This is a genomic window from Stenotrophomonas sp. YJH_SMC_46 (assembly GCF_059370315.1).
The window spans coordinates 847,195-864,869 of record NZ_JCAFTO010000002.1 but is presented as its reverse complement, the minus strand read 5'-3'; the positions used below and the strand labels follow the sequence as shown (position 1 = coordinate 864,869).

At 67.1% G+C, this 17,675-nt stretch carries 13 protein-coding genes; 2 read left to right on the top strand and 11 right to left on the bottom strand.

Translation table 11 applies throughout. The annotated features are described in order from the left end of the window. Positions 1-31 precede the first annotated feature (31 nt). From AC5P8C_RS08905 to AC5P8C_RS08860, 10 genes are all read right to left on the bottom strand, one after another. Positions 32-1,483 (bottom strand): alanine/glycine:cation symporter family protein, encoded by a 1,452-nt coding sequence (locus AC5P8C_RS08905; RefSeq protein WP_495218574.1) that lies wholly within the window; start codon positions 1,481-1,483, stop codon positions 32-34. Between the two features lie 10 nt (positions 1,484-1,493). After that, positions 1,494-2,486 (bottom strand): hypothetical protein, encoded by a 993-nt coding sequence (locus AC5P8C_RS08900; RefSeq protein ID WP_495218573.1) that lies wholly within the window; start codon positions 2,484-2,486, stop codon positions 1,494-1,496. A gap of 237 nt (positions 2,487-2,723) precedes the next feature. Next, positions 2,724-3,557, bottom strand: a complete 834-nt coding sequence (locus tag AC5P8C_RS08895) for a TrmH family RNA methyltransferase (RefSeq protein WP_495218572.1) — start codon at positions 3,555-3,557, stop codon at positions 2,724-2,726. Continuing rightward, positions 3,558-5,069 carry an alanine/glycine:cation symporter family protein gene (locus tag AC5P8C_RS08890; RefSeq protein ID WP_021202003.1) on the bottom strand — a complete coding sequence of 504 codons (1,512 nt, stop codon included), beginning with the start codon at positions 5,067-5,069 and terminating at the stop codon, positions 3,558-3,560. Positions 5,070-5,248: 179 nt separating this feature from the next. Further along, positions 5,249-5,788: a GNAT family N-acetyltransferase gene (locus AC5P8C_RS08885; protein WP_233653810.1), complete on the bottom strand. Its 540-nt coding sequence runs from the start codon at positions 5,786-5,788 to the stop codon at positions 5,249-5,251. Beyond that, positions 5,781-8,906 (bottom strand): efflux RND transporter permease subunit, encoded by a 3,126-nt coding sequence (locus AC5P8C_RS08880; RefSeq protein WP_019660196.1) that lies wholly within the window; start codon positions 8,904-8,906, stop codon positions 5,781-5,783. Before AC5P8C_RS08880 ends, AC5P8C_RS08885 begins: the two co-directional genes overlap by 8 nt. Further along, positions 8,903-10,009 (bottom strand): efflux RND transporter periplasmic adaptor subunit, encoded by a 1,107-nt coding sequence (locus AC5P8C_RS08875; protein ID WP_019660197.1) that lies wholly within the window; start codon positions 10,007-10,009, stop codon positions 8,903-8,905. Before AC5P8C_RS08875 ends, AC5P8C_RS08880 begins: the two co-directional genes overlap by 4 nt. 271 nt (positions 10,010-10,280) lie before the next feature. Next, positions 10,281-12,344, bottom strand: a complete 2,064-nt coding sequence (locus tag AC5P8C_RS08870) for a TonB-dependent copper receptor (protein WP_019660198.1) — start codon at positions 12,342-12,344, stop codon at positions 10,281-10,283. A gap of 72 nt (positions 12,345-12,416) precedes the next feature. Next, positions 12,417-12,848, bottom strand: coding sequence for a DUF2946 domain-containing protein (locus AC5P8C_RS08865; RefSeq protein WP_019660199.1), 432 nt, complete (start codon positions 12,846-12,848; stop codon positions 12,417-12,419). A 582-nt stretch (positions 12,849-13,430) separates the two neighbouring features. Beyond that, positions 13,431-14,414 carry a LysR family transcriptional regulator gene (locus tag AC5P8C_RS08860; RefSeq protein WP_019660022.1) on the bottom strand — a complete coding sequence of 328 codons (984 nt, stop codon included), beginning with the start codon at positions 14,412-14,414 and terminating at the stop codon, positions 13,431-13,433. A 207-nt stretch (positions 14,415-14,621) separates the two neighbouring features. On the opposite strand from AC5P8C_RS08860, the gene cysK reads away from it, so the two are divergent. Together cysK and AC5P8C_RS08850 are read left to right on the top strand one after the other, a co-directional pair. Next, entirely contained in the window at positions 14,622-15,581 is a 960-nt protein-coding gene (gene cysK, locus AC5P8C_RS08855; protein ID WP_019660021.1) for a cysteine synthase A, read from the top strand. A 213-nt stretch (positions 15,582-15,794) separates the two neighbouring features. Further along, positions 15,795-16,394 carry an O-acetyl-ADP-ribose deacetylase gene (locus AC5P8C_RS08850; RefSeq protein WP_019660020.1) on the top strand — a complete coding sequence of 200 codons (600 nt, stop codon included), beginning with the start codon at positions 15,795-15,797 and terminating at the stop codon, positions 16,392-16,394. A 91-nt stretch (positions 16,395-16,485) separates the two neighbouring features. On the opposite strand, the gene AC5P8C_RS08845 is transcribed toward AC5P8C_RS08850, so the two are convergent. Beyond that, the gene (locus AC5P8C_RS08845) at positions 16,486-17,634 is read right to left on the bottom strand and encodes a hypothetical protein (RefSeq protein WP_019660019.1); all 1,149 of its coding nucleotides are present in this window, start codon (positions 17,632-17,634) and stop codon (positions 16,486-16,488) included. Positions 17,635-17,675: the final 41 nt, after the last annotated feature.

The following is a 17,675-nucleotide window of genomic DNA, read 5'->3' as shown; positions in this document are numbered from 1 at the left end:
CGCCGTGGCAAGGGACTTGATCGCGATTCTGCTAACCCTCCCACACACTGGTGTTGCGCACACCCAGCAACTTCGGGTTGAACAACGGATCCTTGCCCACCTGGCGATGCTGCTCATAGTCACGAAGCGCCGCCAACGCCGGCTTCTGCAGCAGCAGGATCGCGATGATGTTCAACCAGCTCATCAGGCCGACGCCGATGTCGCCCAGCGACCAGGCCACCGTTGCACTGTTCACCGCCGAGTAGCCGGTAGCCGCCAGGAACATCAACTGGAATCCACCGATCACCCACGGCGCCGGACGGTCGCGGCACAGGTAACTGACGTTAGTCTCGGCCATGTAGTACAGCGCCAGCAGCGTGGTGAAGGCGAACGGCAGGATCGCCAGCGCCACGAACGAACGGCCGAAGTCAGGCAGCGCGGACTCCACCGCGTGCTGCACGAAGCGCGGCCCGGCCTCGACGCCAGGCAGATTGCCCAGCAGCAGGCGCGCCTCATCCGGAATGCCATTCACCGCCGGGTCGTAGACGTTGTACAGGCCCGTGGACAGAATCAGGAAGGCGGTAGCACTGCACACCACCATCGTGTCGATGTAGACCGAAAATGACTGCACCAGGCCCTGCTTGACCGGATGGGTGACTTCGGCGGCGGCGGCTGGATGCGCACCGCTGCCCATGCCGGCCTCGTTGGACAACACGCCACGGCGCACGCCCCACTGGATGGCGGTGCCGATCATTGCACCGAACGCTGCATCTACACCGAATGCACTGCGCAGCACCAGCATGATCACCTCCGGCACTTTCTCTGCATTAAGCACCATCACCAGCGCCGCCACCAGCAGATACGCCACCGGCATCAACGGCACCACCCACTCGGCAACCCGCGCGATGCGGCGCACACCGCCGATCAGGATCGCGCCCAGCACCACCAGCAGTACCGCCGTGGTGGTCATCACCGGCACGTCCCAGGCTTCGTTCACCGCACTGGTGATCGCATTGGACTGGGTGCCGGCCAGCATCGCACCCGCCAGCACGGTGACCAGCGCAAACAGCACTGCATACCAGCGCTGGCCCAGGCCTTTTTCGATGTAGTACGCCGGGCCACCGCGGTACTGGCCCTTGGCATCGCGGTCCTTGTAGATCTGTGCCAGCGTGGATTCGATGAAGGCGCTGGAGGCGCCGAGGAAGGCGACGATCCACATCCAGAAGATCGCGCCGGGGCCGCCGAAGGCGATGGCCATGGCGACGCCGGCGATGTTGCCGACGCCCACGCGGCTTGACAGCGAAATGGACAACGCCTGGAACGGTGACACGCCGGCTTCGGAGCGCTCATGCCGGAACATCAGGCGCAGCATCTCCGGCAGCGCGCGCAACTGGATGAAGCGGGTACGCACGCTGAAGTACAGGCCGGCGAGCAGGCACAGCACCACCAGGTACGGGCTCCAGACGATTCCGAGGATGGTGTTGACGATGGATTCGATGTTCATCGGCAGCCCCTCAGAAGAACATGCCCAGGGCGACCTGGGGGCTGATGATGCGGCCGGTGTTGCGCCCGGCCACGGTGAATTCGACGCCTGCGATCAGGCCCAGCGACGGGCTGAAGTGATATTCCACTGCCGGCGCCAGGCTGACGTCGCGGCTGGCCGGACGGTGCTCTTCAATCCGTTCGATCGCACCACTGCCGTTGCGTGCGAAGCCGCTCAGGCGCTGGCCAGTCTCGCGGCTGGCGGCCATTTCCATTACGCCCACCCAGCGCGAATTGAAGCTGTACTCGGCGCCTACCGACAGGCCCAGTACCGAGCCGCGCGAAATGTGCCCCTGGAAGCTGTCATCGGTGCCGTACACGCTGGTGCCGGAAATGGCGGTGCGCGACGGTGCCGGCCCGGCGCTGAGCTGGGCGCGCCAGCGCACGGGGCGGTCATTGCCCAGCCACACCACCTGCTGCACGCCCAGCGCAGCGGTGGTGCGCTGTACGCCGTCGCCCTGTGCATCCAGCGGATTGCCGGTGATGCGATCGTGGCTGCCGGTGCTGAAACGCTGCACCAGCGCGACCGAGATGGCCGGACGGGTGCCATCGGCATTCGGCGCCTGCAGCAGGTACTGCAGGCGTGCGGTGGTGTCACCGGCGCGGAAGCCGCTGCTGCGCGCACTGCCGGATTCGGAGCGCGAGGCGCTGAGATTGACCTGGCCCATCACCCGGTCACTGAAGCCATAGATGATCGGCACCACCGTGGCCCAGGCGCCACTGTGCTCGGCACTGCGGCGACGATCACCGTTGTTGTCGTAGTGGTCGCGGCTGTCGACCCGCACCAGATAGGGCTCGATGTACCAGTTGCCCTGCGGCAGGCCGGCCGGATTCGGCGTGATCAACGGGCCGGTGAAATTGACACCATCGAGACTGCGTTCCGCGGCCTGTAGCGATGGTGCGGCAAGCGCAGCGAGTGCCAGCACCAGGCAAGTGCGACGTGTGCGGCGTTGGATTCGATGCATGGAACCACTCCTGTACGACGTTGGAAGGAACTCCACCGTGCGGCGCAGGAAGCGGCCCAACAATGGGACAAATACTAAAATCGCTTGTCTTCCCATCAAGCGTGTTTGAAGCAACGTAAGCTGACGCAGATGACCCAGTTTGCTGCGCATGCATCGTTTGCGCTCTTGCGCCGCGCAAAAGAAAACCCGGCCGCGAGGGCCGGGTCAGGAGATCAACACAGCATCAGCACGACGGGATCAGCCGTGGCGGCTCGCCCACTGCGCCAGCAGCACGGCCGTGGCGGAAGCGACATTCAGGCTTTCCACCGCGCCGCTGCCGGGGATCGAGACCTGCAGATCGCACTGGCTCGCCAGGCCACGGTCCATGCCCTCGCCTTCGGCGCCCATCACGTACACCAGCCGGTCTGGCAGGGACGCGCGGAACACGTCATCACCGCCCTCGACCAGGGTCGCGGCCAGGCCGAAACCGGCTGCGCGCAGTTGTGCCATTGCCTGAGCGGTCTCCGGCAGCTGCACCAGCGGCACCGCTTCGGCGCCGCCTTCGGCCACGCGCGCGGCGGCGCCGGACAGGGCCAGCGTGCTGCCGGCCGGCAACAGCAGCGCCTTGGCACCGAAGTGCGCGGCCGAGCGCAGGATCGCGCCGAGGTTGTGCGGGTTGCCCACGCCATCCAGCCACAGCGCCAGCGCCGGGCCGTCACCGACCTGCTGCAGCCACTGCGCCAGCGGCAGTGCCGGTGCGCGCAGCATGTCGGCCACCACGCCTTCGTGATGGGTGGTGCCGGCCAGCTTGTTCAGATCGCCATCCTCGACCACGCGGTAGCCCACGCGGTTGGCCACGCACCACTTCAACAACGGCTGCAGGCGCGGAATGCGTGCTTCCAGCAGGTACAGCTTGCGCAGCGCCTGCGGCCGCGCTTCGAACGCAGCCAGCACGGCATTCAGGCCGTACAGACGCAGCTCATCGCTGCCACCGCGCCCACCACCGCCCGTTGCCGGCACCTCCGGGCGCGGCAACGGCGTTGCGCGCGGCGGACGGGCGGACGGGCGGCGGTTGTTCCAAGGGTTGTTCACTTACACACTCTCCTGCTTGCGCTGGCGCCAGAAATCGGCGTTCTTGATGCCCAAGGCATCAGGGTCGAACACCGGATCCAGGCCCAGCTTCTTCTGTCGTTCGTAGTCACGCAGGGCCAGCATCGCCGGCTTCTGGATGATGAGGATGGCAATGATGTTCAGCCAGGCCATCAGGCCCACGCCGATGTCGCCAAGCGCCCAGGCCAGGGTGGCATTGTGGAACGCGCCGAACACCACCATGCCGATGATGCCCAGGCGCAGCACCAGCACCGTCAGCGGGCGCTTCCTGTTGTGGTTTACATAGCTGAGGTTGGTCTCGGCCATGTAGTAGTACGCCATGATGGTGGTGAAGGCGAAGAAGAAAATGGCGATGGACACGAATGCCGAACCCCAGCCCGGCAGCACCGCTTCCACGCCGGCCTGGGCGTAACCGGCGCCTTCGGGAATGCCGGCCAGGCCCTGGAAGATCGGCGGTGCGCTGGCACCTGCCGGCGAGTACACGTTGTAGGTGCCGCTGGCCAGGATCAGGAACGCGGTGGCGGTGCACACCATCATGGTGTCGAAGTAGATGGCGAAGGCCTGTACATAGCCCTGCTTGGCCGGGTGCGAGACTTCCGAGGCGGCCGCTGCATGCGGGCCCGAACCCTGGCCGGCTTCGTTGGCGTAGATGCCGCGCTTGATGCCCCACTCCACCGCCAGGCCCATCATCGCGCCGAATGCGGCATGCGTGCCGAAGGCACTCTGGAAGATGATGCCGAACATTTCCGGCACGCGGTCGTAGTTGATGACCATGATGATGATGGCCATCAGGATGAAACCGGCAGCCATGAACGGCACCACCACTTCGGCGAAGTTGGCGATGCGTTTGACGCCACCGAAGATCACCACGCCCAGCAGCAGCGCGACCACGATGCCGATGCCCAGCTTCAGCGCCTGCACCGATTCCATGCCGAAGGCCTGGCCGTCGAGCGGCCCGCACAGCGCGGTGCCACGGCAGGCGTTGATGATGCTGTCGGCGATGGCATTGGCCTGCACGCCCGGCATCAGGAAACCTGCGGCGATGATCGTGGCGATGGCGAAGGCCAGCGCATACCACTTCAGGCCCATCGCCTTCTCGATGTAGTACGCCGGGCCACCGCGGTAGCGGCCTTCGGCGTCCTTGGTCTTGTAGATCTGCGCCAGGGTGCATTCCACGTACGAGGTGGACGCGCCGAGGAAGCCCATCACCCACATCCAGAAGATCGCCCCGGGGCCGCCGAAGGCGATGGCGGTGGCCACGCCGGCGATATTGCCGATGCCCATGCGGCCGGCCATCGACATGGCCAGCGCCTGGAACGAGGACACGCCGGCGTCGGATTTCTCACCCCTGACGGTGAGGCGGCACATTTCGAAGAAGCCACGGATCTGCATGAAGCGCGTGCGCAGGCTGAAGAACAGGCCGGCGCCCAGGCACACGAAGATCAGTGCCTTGCTCCAGATGATGCTGTTGATGAAGTGTACGGTTGCTTCCACGCGCGCTCTCTCCAGTCGGCGGGTTGTAAGGACGTCCCGTCGGCTGGAGGGGACCGGTCGATTCTCCCTGATCGAAGGCCGCTGCGGTAGCGCTGTCTTGTAGCGCCGAGCCCATGTCCGGCTTGGGCCCCGGAATCAGCCGAGCATGGGCTCGGCGCTACAGCGGCCAGCCCGCGCGTTCAGGGCAGCTGCGTGCGTACGCGGGCGAAGCGGCGCAGGTCGTGCAGCACGCCGCGCTTGTAGACCGCGCAGCGCTCCACGCCCTCTTCCTGGAAGCCGTTCTTCTCCAGCACCCGGGCCGAGCCGAGATTGAAGTCGACCACCGTGGCCTGCAGCCTGAACAGGCGCAGCTCGTCCATCACCCAAGGCGCAAACACACCGACCACCCCGGTCATCAGGCCCTGGCCCCAGTAGGCCCGGCCCAGCCAGTAACCCAGTTCGGCGGTATGCCCACGCTCGGCCACGCCCTGCTGGGCACCGACGCTGCCGCAGGCCTGGCCGTCTATCTCGATGGCCAGGTTCAGGGTGCCGGGAGCCAGCACGCGGCCGGCGAGGAAGGCCTCGCCATCCCCGCGCGTGTACGGGTACGGAAAGCGATCACGCAGGCCCCGCGACACCTCGGCGTCGTTGGCGTGGTGCAGCAGCGATTCCAGATCATCCGGGCGCCAGGGGCGCAATTGGAAGCCTTCACCTCGCAGCACGGTGGTCGGGTCAGGCATGGCCACCCACCGACGGTGATTCCGCTTCCTGCTTCTCCAGCTCGCGCTTCACCGCTTCCGGCGAGCGGGTGTACGGGGCCAGCCGTGCGTAGAACGCCGGCACCACGAACAGCGACAGGAAGGTCGAAAGGGTTACGCCGAAGATGATCACGATGCCGATCGTGCCACGGCTGGCCGAGCCGGGGCCACCGGCCACCACCAGCGGAATCGCGCCGACCACGGTGGCGATCGAGGTCATCAGGATCGGGCGCAGTCGCACCATCGCCGATTCGATGATCGCCTCGCGCACCGTGCGCCCGTCATCGCGCAGCTGGTTGGCGAATTCGACGATGAGGATGCCGTTCTTCGCGGCCAGGCCAACCAGCATCACGATGCCGATCTGGCTGAACAGGTTCACCGTGCCGCTACTCACCCACAGGCCGACCAGCGCACCGAGCACACCCAGCGGCACGGTCAGCATGATGGTGAGCGGGTGGATGAAGCTTTCGAACTGCGCGGCCAGCACCAGGTACACCACCAGCAGGGCCATCGCGAAGGTCAGCAGCACCGCGCCGCCGGCACTCTGGTACTCACGCGACTCACCCTTCCAGTTCACCTGTGCGTACTGCGGCAGTTCTTCCCGGGCCACGTTCTGTGCCCAGGCAATGGCCTCGCCCAACGGATAGCCTGGCGCCAGGCCGGCACTGATGGTGATCGAGCGCAGTCGGTTGAAGCGGTTCAGGGTTCCGGCCTCGGCCACTTCGCTCAGCGTGACCAGGTTGGACAGCGGCACCAGCTCGCCGGAGGTGGCACGCACGCGGATCGCGGCCAGGTCGGCCGGGCTGGCACGGCCATCGCGCCCGGCCTGCACCAGCACGTCGTACTCCTCGCCGTTGTCGACGAAGGTGGTGACGCGGCGCGAACCCATCATGGTTTCCAGCGCCGATCCGATCGCGGTGACCGGCACGCCGAGGTCGGCCGCGCGCTGGCGGTCGATGTTCACCCGCATCTGCGGCCGGGTTTCCTTGTAGTCCGAGTCCGGGCCAACCAGGCCGGGATTGTCGGCCATGCGCAGCAGGATGCGGTCGCGCCACTGCGCGATCTCGGCATATTCGGGGCCGCCCAGCACGATCTGGAACGGCTGCCCGCCACTGCGCACCAGGCCACCGCCCACCTGCGTGCGCACGCGCACACCGCGGATGGTGTCCAGTTCTTTCTGCAGCGCGTCGGCCACTTCAGGCGTCCCCTCGCTGCGCTGGCGCCACGGCTGCAGGAAGATGCTGACGCGGCCGGTGTGCATCTCCTCGCTGGCGCCCCAGCCGCCCGGCACGCGCGGGTTGGCGCGCACGATCGGCTTGTCCGGGCCGACATGCGGCGCCAGCAGCGCTTCTACCTGCTGCACCTGCTGCACGGTGTAGTCGTAGCCGGCGCCTTCCGGGCCGTCGATCATGATCTGGAACGAACCGCGGTCTTCGGCCGGCGCCAGTTCCGACGGCAGCAGCTTGAGCAGGCCCCAGCTGGCAGCCAGTGCGGCCACCATCACCAGCAGGTAGATCCAGGTGCGGTCGACATGGTGGTCGAGCACGCGGCCATAGCCCGAAGCCAGGCGCTCCAGATTGCGGTTGATGAAGCCATGCAGGCCACGTGGTGCCTGCCCGGTGTGCGGCTTGAGCAGCTTGGACGCCATCATCGGCGTCAGCGTCAGCGCTACGAATGCGGACAGCGCCACCGCTGCCGCCAGCGCCACCGCCAGCTCGCGGAACAGGCGCCCGGTATTGCCTTCCAGGAAGCCGACCGGCAGGAACACCGCCACCAGCACGGCGGTGGTGGCTATCACCGCGAAGGCAACCTGCGTGGTACCGCGCTTGGAGGCCACCAGTGGGGGCTCGCCCAGGTCGATGCGGCGCTGCACGTTTTCCACCACCACGATCGCATCGTCCACCACCAGGCCGATGCACAGCACCAGTGCCAACAGGGTCAGCAGGTTGATCGAGAAGTCGAACGCGTACAGTGCGATGAACGCGGCCACCAGGCAGACCGGCACGGTCACCGCCGGAATCAGTGCGGCACGGAAGCTGCCGAGGAACAGCCAGATCACCGCCAGCACCAGGATCATCGCCTCCACCAGCGTGGCGTAGACGCGGTCAACGGCGGCTTCGATGAAGGTGGTGTTGTCGAACGCAACAAAGATCTGCGTGCCCTTGGGCAGGGTCAGTGCCACCCGCTCGGCTTCAGCGCGCGCGGTGCGCGCCACGTCCAGCGAGTTGGCGGTAGATGTCTTGACGATACCCAGGCCGATGCCCGGCTCGCCGTTACTGCGGTAGTAGGCGCGGCGCTCGGCCGAGGCCAGTTCGATCTTCGCCACGTCGCCCATGCGCACCACGTAGCCGTCGCGGCCCTTGCCCAGCGGGATGGTGGCGAAATCCTCGGGCTTGATGTAGTTGCGCTCCACGCGCAGGGTGAAATCGCGGTCGGTCGACTCGATGCGGCCGGCCGGCAGTTCCACGTTCTCGTTGCGCAGTGCGGTTTCCACGTCGCCGGTGGTCAGCCCACGTGCGGCCAGCTGGTCGCGGTCCAGCCAGATGCGCATCGCATAGCGCTGGCGGCCGCCGATGCGGACCTGGGCCACGCCGTCGAGGCTGGAGAAGCGGTCGACCACATAGCGGTCGGCGTAATCGCTCAGTTCCAGCGTGTCCATGGTCGAAGAGACCATGTTGAACCAGATGATCGGGTCGGCATCGCTTTCGACCTTGGCGATTTCCGGCGGCCGCGCTTCTTCCGGCATGCGGTCGGCGACGCGGCTGACCGCATCGCGCACGTCGTTGGCCGCCGCTTCGATATCGCGGTTGGAGGTGAACTCGATGCTGACCTGCGAGCGGCCGTTGGTGCTGCGCGCGTTGATCGTATCGATGCCTTCGATGCCGGCCAGTGCATCTTCCAGCACCTGGGTGATGCGGCTTTCGATGACCGCCGCCGAGGCACCGGTGTAATCCACCGACACCGAAACAATGGGCGGGTCGATGGCAGGCAGCTCGCGCAGGGTCAGGCGGGTGAAGGACATCACGCCCAGCACCAGCAGCAGCAGGCTCATCACCACGGCGAACACCGGCCGCTGGATGGAGATGTCGGACAGTTTCATCCGCCGTGCCCCTCGGCCGCGGCCGGTGCCGGCGCGGCATCCGGTTTCGCGCCGCTGGCCGGTGCCGCATCCCTGGCCGCGACCTTCAGGCCCGGGCGCAGCTTGCCGGTGCCATCAACCACGATGCGCTGGCCCGCTTCCAGCCCCTGCTTGATCTCGACCACGCCGGCGCGGCGCGCACCGGTGACCACGTCCACGCGCTCGACGCTGTCGTCGGCCTTGATGCGGTACACGAAGGTATCGCGGCCGACCTGCACCACGGCGATTTCCGGGACCACCAGCGCCGGGCGCTCGGGGCGGAACAGCCGCACGTCCAGCAGCATGCCCGGGCGCAGCGCATGATCGCCGTTGGCGAAGTCGGCGCGCACGGTCACCGCACGGGTGACCGGATCGATGCGCGCATCGATGGTGCTGACCTCACCCTCGAAGGTGCGGCCCGGCCACGCCACGCTGGTGGCGCTGACCTTGTCACCGACGCCCAGCGCAGCCAGTTCCACTTCCGGCACCTGGAAATCGACGTGCATGTGCTCGATGTCATCGAGCGTGGCGATGACCGTGGTCGGGGTCACCAGCGAGCCGGGGCTGACCTGACGGATGCCGAGCACGCCAGCGAACGGCGCGCGCACGCGGCGGTCACCGATGTCGGCCTGCATCTGCATCACGCGCGCCTCGGCCGCATCGCGGATCGACTTCTGCGTATCCAGGGTGGCGCTGGACACCAGCCGCTGGGAGGCCAGCTCGCGCTGGCGCCTGTACAGCTGGTCGGCTTCGTGGAAGGTGGCCTGCGCCTGCACCAGCGCGGCCTCCTGGGCCTGCCCGCGCAGGGTCACGATCGGCGCACCGGCGGCCACATGCTGGCCACTTTCAAAGTGCACCTTCTCGACGATTTCGCTGACCTTGGCCGTCACGCTGATGGACTCGCGCGCCTTGGCCGTGCCCAGCGCCTGCAGCGTGTCATTCCACTGCGAGGACTGCACGACCTGCGCGGTCACCGGCACCGCTTCGCCCTGCCGACGGGCGGCGGCCTCCTGTTTGCCCCCGCACCCGGCCAGAAGGGCCAGGCTGAGGCCGAGGGCCAGGGTCGAAGCAATGCGAGCCAACATGAACGGTCCTGATAGATCCACGGCCGCCGAGTGTAGGCAAGCACCCGTGGAAGCGATATGTGCCAAGCGTTTACTGGCGTGGCACCGGCGGCGCGATAGCGCCGTGAACCTGTTCCGTGCAAGGCTCGCAGCAGCGGTGTCGGCATGTGTCGAGGTGTATCCCGCCGTGCGCCGCAGGCGTTGTCATCGTAGAGTCGAAGCTGCCCGACAGAGGGCGTCGGGCGGGGACGGATCCTGGCGGGGATCCGGCCCCGTTTTTTTTCCCGGCCGATCAGTACCGGTAGTTCACCTTCATCCACAGGCTGCGCCCGGGCTCGTTGATGCGCACCGGGTCGGCCGGGAAGCCGAAGTCGGCGCTGCCGGCCAGGTTCAGGTGCTCGCTGTAGGCACGGTCGAACAGATTGTCGACGCCGGCGCTGAGCTGCAGCTGCGAACTGAAACGGTAAGCGGCATTGAGCGCGAAGGTAGCGAAGCCGGCACTCGGCCCCAGGTCCTGCGCGACCACGTTGCCCTGCCCATCTGCGACACGATGCTGATGGGTCACCGCACGCAGCAGCGCACCGGCACTCCAGCGCTCGCCTTCCCAGTTCGCGCTCAGGCGTGCTTCCAGCGGTGGCATCTGCGGCAACGGACGCTGCTGGTCGCGGTTCTCGCCCCAGGCATAGGCCAGCGTGCCACCCAGCTTCCACTGCGCAGCCAGGCTCACTTCCAGCCCGGCTTCGGCACCGGCGATGCGCGCATCGACGTTGCGGGCCTGGCTCATGCCCATCATGCCGCTGCCGTGATAGGTGAACAGGATGTAGTCCTGGATCTGCCCGGCATACGCCGATACCCATGCCTGCACACGCGGTCCCTTGAACTGCAGGCCCATGTCGAGCTGGGTGGTGCGCTCGGGCTGCACGCCGGTGAACGCGTTCACTGCGCCCGACGGGCCATGGTTGGGCGAGAACAGTTCCCAGTAGTCGGGCATGCGTTCACTGTGGCCGAGGCCGGCGTACCAGGTCAGGCCGTCGGCAAGGTCCTGCTCGTAGCGCAGGAACCCGCTGCCGAGCCATTCCTTGCGCGTCTGCCCGGCGCTGGGATTGGGCCGGTTGCCCATCATGCCGCCGATCGATTGCCGCTCATCGCGGGCGCTGGCACGGTCGATGCGCAGGCCACTGATCCAGCGCTGGTCCGTGCCGGCCCCCAGGGTCAACTCGGTGAACACGCCATAGCGGTGGAAGTTCGCATCGGTCTGCCACGCGGCCTGGCGGTAAGTATCGCGGCCCATGCCGTTGCGGCCACGGTGGCGGCTGTCCTCACCGTCCACACCGGCCACCAGCTGCACCTCCTGCCAGCGCCACTCGGAACTGGCCCGGCCGCCTTGGGTTCGGCGGTCCACATTCGAAGCCATCGGCATGCGCATCATGCTGTTGGGATTCGGCGTGCGCAGCGTGTAGTTGTCCATCACATGGTCGGCTTCGTTGTAGTACACGTTGGCCTGCAACGTTTCCCACGCGCCCGGCAGGTTGCGCTTCTCGAAGCGTGCCGCGTAGCTGGTGCGCTCGAACGCGGCGCCGTCCATGCCACGCCCGGCATAGCGCGCGATCGCATCGCCGGCACCGGCGGAGATTTCCAGCAGCGTATCGGCGTCCGGCGTCCAGCCGATGGCCACGTCGCCGTTCCACTTGCGCCACTTCGACGGCACCACGTCACCATGACCATCCTTGTAGTCGTCCGCTTCCGAGCGATTGCCGCTGGCACGCACGTAACCGGCCGGATTGCCCAGCGTCAGGTCCAGCACCTGGTCGTTGCGGTTGCGCGAGCCGACCAGTCCACTGGCATCGGCACGCAGACCGGGTTCCTCGAAGCGCGGCGTATCGCGCTCGAAACGGATGGTGCCGGCCGAGGCACCTGCGCCCCAGCGCACGCTCTGCGGGCCCTTGATGATGGTCAGCCGGTCGAAGCTCTCCGGCGCGATATAGGAAAGCGGATTGTCCATGCGCGACGGGCAGGCACCGATCAGGTTGCCATCGTTGCTGAGGATGTTCAGCCGCGAACCGAACATGCCGCGCAGCACCGGGTCACCGTTGGTGCCGCCGTTGCGGATGGCGGAGAAGCCAGGCACGGTCTTCAGGTAATCGGCGCCATCACTGGCGGGGACCGGCTGCCGCGGAAGGCGCGGATCGGTCACCCAGTGCAGTGGCGACGAAGGCGCGGCGGCAGTGACCACCATCGTGTCGAGGGTGCGCGCTTCTTCGGCAGGCGCAGCGTGGGCCAGTGACGCGGCCACGGCCACGCCAAGGGCAACCGGCAGGCGCGCGCAGGCGCCCGCGGGGCGGGAAGTCATTTTCATCGGAACAGCTCCAAGGTACGCACGCGCGCACGGCGCCCGGTCAGGCGTCGTGCGGCAGATTCGATAGGGACATCAGCGGACGATGGAGGAGCGTGGTGGTCCACGTGCGGCATGCGCCGGCCAGCGCAGTGCCGGCAGCACCTGTTGCGACCACGGGAACACCAGGCGTGGCCGCCACAGCAGCGGCAACTGCAGCACCAGCACCGCCAGCCACGGCAGCAGGCGCATGGCCAGCACGCAGTATTCGCAGACTTCGCCATGCATGGCGTGGGGGTCGGCTGGCCGGTTGGGTGCTGCCTGCGAAGCGCCATGCGGGTCGTGCCCGGCCATGGTCATGTCGTGCATGCCATGGCCCATGGCGGCGTGGTCCATGCCCGCCATTGCGGCGTGGCCCATCTGCGGCGCCTGCAGCGCGCGGCTGACCAGCGGCGCAAGCACCATCAGCAGCGTCGCCAGGACGGCGAGCTGGAGCAGAAGGCGCTGCGGGCGGGACAGGCGGGTCACCGCGCTAGTGTAGAGGCGGGTCCAGGGTTGCCCTGTGCGACGAACCGTCGCAGGAGGGGTTTATCGGCAGGGCTGCGCCCTGCACCCGCCGAATCAACGTCAACGTCAACGTCAAAAGCGGGCAATCCGTGGGATGGCGGGGCGGGTCCGGTTGCGGGAGACGCCGTAAACCCATCCATGGGGGCTTGGCCGCGGCATCCATGCCGCGGACACTCCCGCAACCGGACCCACCCCGCCTTCGACAGATCTCCGCGATCTGCAGTAGATCCACGCCATGCGTGGATGAATCTCCATCGGAATCGAATATTTCGAATTGGAATCGAAAAGAATCCACGCATGGCGTGGATCTACCGTGTCGACCAAGGTCGACACCTACCAACAGCCATCGGAATCTGTCAGAGGTGGGGCGGTGTCGGAGTGCGGGGTGTCAGCCGCATGGATGCGGCTGCCAAGCCTACATGGACGTACTTGCGGCGTCCCCGCACTCCGACACCGCCCCGCCCCCCTGCGGATAGCCCGCTTTTGACGTTGACGTTGCTCCGGTTTGCAGCAGGTGCAGGGCGCAGCCCTGCTCGACCCACCTCACACCGTGATGGTCTGGGTCAGTGACTCCCACGTCGGTGGCACCGGCCACGCCGCCGCCTGGTTGCCATCCAGCACCCTGCGCAGGTCGCGCGGATCAATCTGCGGTGCCAGCACGTGCACCAGTTCCAGCGCGTAATCACGCAGCACCCGGTCGCGCGGCAACACCGCCCAGGCGATGCACTCGGCGATCGGGTCCGGGGCCGGCCACGAACGCAGGTCTTCATCGTTGGAACTGACCGCCATCTCGGCCAGCAGGCCTACGCCAAGACCCGTGCGCACGTAGGTCTTGATCAGGTCCGCATCCAGCGCGGTCAGTGCCAGATCGGGCACCAGCCCATTGGCGGCGAAGGCGCGTTGCAGGGATGAATTCGGTCGGGTCGAGGATTCGTAGCTGATCAATGGCTGGCGGGCCAGCGCGGCCAGGTCCGGTGCGCGGCCGGCGCGGTCCAGCGGATGGCCCTTGGGCACCACCACCAGGCGCCGCCACCGGAACAGCGGCACTGCGATGCCATCGGTGGGCTCACCGCCTGCGGTGCTGATGATCGCAATATCGGCATCACCCTGGTTCAAGCGGTCCAGCGCGTCGGCTTCACCGGCCTGCTGCAGGTGCACGCTGACCTGCGGGTAGGCCTGCTTGATCGCCGCCACCGCCGGCGGCAGCACGAAGCGCGCCTGGGTGTGCGTGGTGGTCAGGATCAGCTGACCCTGGCTCTCGCGACGCTGGTTTGCCGCGTAGGTGCGGATGTTGTTGGCCTCAGCCAGCACCGCGCGGGCGCGGGCGATGACCTCGGTGCCGGCCGGGGTGACCGACTCCAGGCTGCGGCCCTTGCGCACGAACAACAGAAAGCCGAGCTCGTCTTCCAGCTGCTTGAGCTGCTTGGACAGGCCGGGCTGGGTGGCGTGCACGCGCGAGGCAGCGAGCGTGATGTTCAGCTCGGCATCGGCAATGGCAACCAGGTAGCGCAGCTGGGTCAGCGTCATGGGAGGCAGGCGGCGTGGGGCGGAGGTCCACTCTAGGGTCAATTGCCGTCACCAGCTTATAACCAAAGGTTGTTTAAGAAAGGTATCTGGTCATTTCCGGGCGTCATATGCCGGCGCTACGGTCAGCCGGCAGCCGCTGGCCTGAACAGCCAGCCCTCCCCCTTTGCCCGCCGAAGCCCGGCGCGGCCCCGTTTCCGGAGCGCTTCCATGGCCCTGTACGAGTCCATCCTCGATACCGTCGGCAACACCCCCATCGTCAGGTTGCAGCGCCTGGCACCGCCACAGGTCAGCGTCTACGCCAAGGTCGAGTCATTCAATCCGGGCGGCTCGGTCAAGGACCGCCTGGCGCTGGCAATCATCCTCGACGCCGAAGCGCGTGGCCTGCTCAAGCCAGGCGACACGATCGTGGAGGCCACCTCGGGCAACACCGGCGTGGCGCTGGCGATGGTCGCTGCCGCGCGCGGCTACAAATTCGTGGCCACGATGGTCGAGACCTTTTCGGTGGAGCGTCGCAAACTGATGCGCGCCTATGGCGCGAAGGTAATCCTGACCCCGGCCGCCGAGCGTGGCAGCGGCATGGTGCGCAAGGCGCGCGAACTGGCCGAGCAGCATGGCTGGTTCCTGGCCAGCCAGTTCGCCAACCCGGCCAATCCGGCTTATCACCGCAACACCACGGCCGCCGAGATCCTGCGCGACTTCGCCGGCAAGCGGCTGGATTACTTCGTCAGTGGCTGGGGCACCGGCGGCACGCTCACCGGCGTGGGCGAAGTGTTGAAGGTCGCGCGCCCGCAGACCCGCGTCATTGCTACCGAACCCGCCGGCGCCGCCCTGCTCAAGGGCGATGATTGGAAACCGCACAAGATCCAAGGCTGGACCCCGGATTTCGTGCCGGACGTGCTCAACCGCGATGTGGTGGATGAACTGGTGTCGGTGGAGGATGACCGCGCCATCGCCACCGCGCGCCGACTGGCGGCGGAGGAAGGGATCTTCGTCGGCATCTCCGCCGGCGCCACCGTGGCCAGCGCGCTGGACGTGGCAGCCCGCGCTGAGCCGGGCTCGGTGATCCTGGCGATGCTGCCGGACACCGGTGAACGCTATTTCTCCACGCCGCTGTTCGCCGATGTGAACGAGGGTTCCGACGACGACTGGCTGGCTGGCCTGCCATGACGCAAGCCGCCGGGCATTGCCTGGCGCCACCGCCTGCCGCGAATCCGTGACCGCTTCAGCCTGCGTGAAGGCAGCGACCGCCATCGTGCGTGAAGGCCGTCGGATCGCAGCGCGTGAGACGGTCATGACGCAGTATCGATGCCCTGTCCCCTACCGTGGGGTACAGCCGGCGCAGAGGCTGCGCGGAACACCTCACAGGCAGGAGACGGACGCATGAAGATCGAAGTTTGGCAGGGTGACATCACGACCCTGGCGGTGGATGCGATCGTCAACGCGGCCAACGAAACATTGCTCGGCGGCGGTGGTGTGGACGGCGCGATCCATCGTGCGGCCGGCCCCGCGTTGCGGGCCGAGTGCGAGCGGTTGCCCGAGCTGCGCCCCGGCGTGCGTTGCCCGACCGGCGAAGTGCGTGCCACCGGCGCTTACGCCTTGCCGGCACGGCATGTACTGCACACGGTGGGCCCGGTCTGGCACGACGGCCAGCGTGACGAGCCGGCATTGCTCGCCAACTGCTACTGGAAATCACTGCAGCTGGCCGAGTCGCTGGGGGTGCAGTCGATCGCCTTCCCGGCGATCAGCTGCGGTGTGTATGGCTATCCGCTGTACCAGGCGGCGCAGATCGCCGTGACCGAGACACTGGCCTGGCAGCGCAGCCATGCGCAGCCGATGCGCATCGTGCTGGTGGCGTTCAATACCGCGACGGCCAAGGCGTACCAGCAAGCGTTGAGCGCCGCCGGGCAAGGCGCAGACGGCGAACCGCGCGGCTCGATGCTGTCGCCGCTGGGTGATGCGGGCTTCGCCGCCGCGCACTGAATCCGGCGGTCAGCGTCAAGGAAAAGGCCGGGCATTGCCCGGCCTTTCCTGTTGCGCCGTTGTCCACACTCCCACGGAGTGTGGAACACGCTCAACGGCTGGCAGCTTCCACCGCGGCGGCATCATCGGCCGCAGCAGCGGCCGCGTCGGCAGCGGCACTTGCCGCCGAGGCAGCAGCCCCATCGGCGCTGGCGCCGTCCACCTGCACACGCACTTCCACCATGCCCGCGCCGTTGCTGAGGCTGGACACCTCGACGGTGTAATGACCGGCAGGCAACGCTTCTTCCAGGCGTGCGTTGGTATCGTTGCCACCGTCATCGTCGGTCAGTTCGACATCGCCGCCAACCACGCGCAGCACGGTATCGACCTGGCCGGAGATTGCATCCAGCCGCACATTGGTCGGACGGTCCAGCGTCAGCAGGAAGCGGCGGACGCCATCGTTATCGAGCATCGTGTACACGCTGCCGGACTTCGGCAGTGCGGTGCCATCGCGATCGACCAGGTTGCCCGGCAGCTCGATCCGATTGGCCGACAAGGTGAACATGCCACTGACGCCGTCGCCGAGGCCACGCGCGGTCAGCGTGTACTTGCCCGGCTTCAGCGACAGGGTCAGGCGCGAGTTGGTGCTGTCCCCGCCGTCGTCATTCTCGGCATCCACGCCCTGCCCGGACAGCTTCAGCACCGGGTCGAAGGCGTCCGAGACCAGCCGGATCTCGTACAGGCCCGCCTTGTCCACCTGCAACGTGTAGTCCTGCGAGTTGCTGGCCAGCATATCGACGATCTCGCCACTGCCCGCCAGCGGCTTGCCGTCGTACGGCTTCAGCTTCTCGGCGCGAAGGCGATAAGGGCCGAACGCGGTCGGGCCATCGGCGTTGACTGCCACCTGGTAGGTACCACTGCCGTTGGCACGGAAAGCCAGCGAGACGTCCCCCTCGCGCTCATAGCCTGTGTTGCTGGTGGATACCAGGCTGCCGTTGTTGAACACCGCAATCGAGCCGCTGAGGGCACCAGTGAGCTTCAGGCCGACCAGATCCCTGTCTTCCAGCTTGATCTGGTAGAGCTGGTGATGGCTGCCGTCATTGAAGTTGATGCCGCTGCGCGAGGTGATCTCGCCGGAGACCGGCTTGTCGAAATCGAGCGACGCGGCCTTGCCTGCCTCGGCACCGCCGCCACCGATGCGGTTGCACCCGCCGGCGACCAGGACCGTGGCTACGGCCAGTGTGATTGCTGCCAAACGCATGTTGTTTCTCCTTGGCCTTCCATGTGGTTCCCACGCACCGG

Bases quoted from the DNA above. Each gene is read 5' to 3' on its own strand.
- AC5P8C_RS08905 (WP_495218574.1), bottom strand. From the start codon at position 1,483: ATGAACATCGAATCCATCGTCAACACCATCCTCGGAATCGTCTGGAGC.
- AC5P8C_RS08900 (WP_495218573.1), bottom strand. From the start codon at position 2,486: ATGCATCGAATCCAACGCCGCACACGTCGCACTTGCCTGGTGCTGGCA.
- AC5P8C_RS08885 (WP_233653810.1), bottom strand. From the start codon at position 5,788: ATGCCTGACCCGACCACCGTGCTGCGAGGTGAAGGCTTCCAATTGCGC.
- AC5P8C_RS08880 (WP_019660196.1), bottom strand. From the start codon at position 8,906: ATGAAACTGTCCGACATCTCCATCCAGCGGCCGGTGTTCGCCGTGGTG.
- AC5P8C_RS08875 (WP_019660197.1), bottom strand. From the start codon at position 10,009: ATGTTGGCTCGCATTGCTTCGACCCTGGCCCTCGGCCTCAGCCTGGCC.
- AC5P8C_RS08870 (WP_019660198.1), bottom strand. From the start codon at position 12,344: ATGAAAATGACTTCCCGCCCCGCGGGCGCCTGCGCGCGCCTGCCGGTT.
- AC5P8C_RS08860 (WP_019660022.1), bottom strand. From the start codon at position 14,414: ATGACGCTGACCCAGCTGCGCTACCTGGTTGCCATTGCCGATGCCGAG.
- cysK (WP_019660021.1), top strand. From the start codon at position 14,622: ATGGCCCTGTACGAGTCCATCCTCGATACCGTCGGCAACACCCCCATC.
- AC5P8C_RS08850 (WP_019660020.1), top strand. From the start codon at position 15,795: ATGAAGATCGAAGTTTGGCAGGGTGACATCACGACCCTGGCGGTGGAT.
- AC5P8C_RS08845 (WP_019660019.1), bottom strand. From the start codon at position 17,634: ATGCGTTTGGCAGCAATCACACTGGCCGTAGCCACGGTCCTGGTCGCC.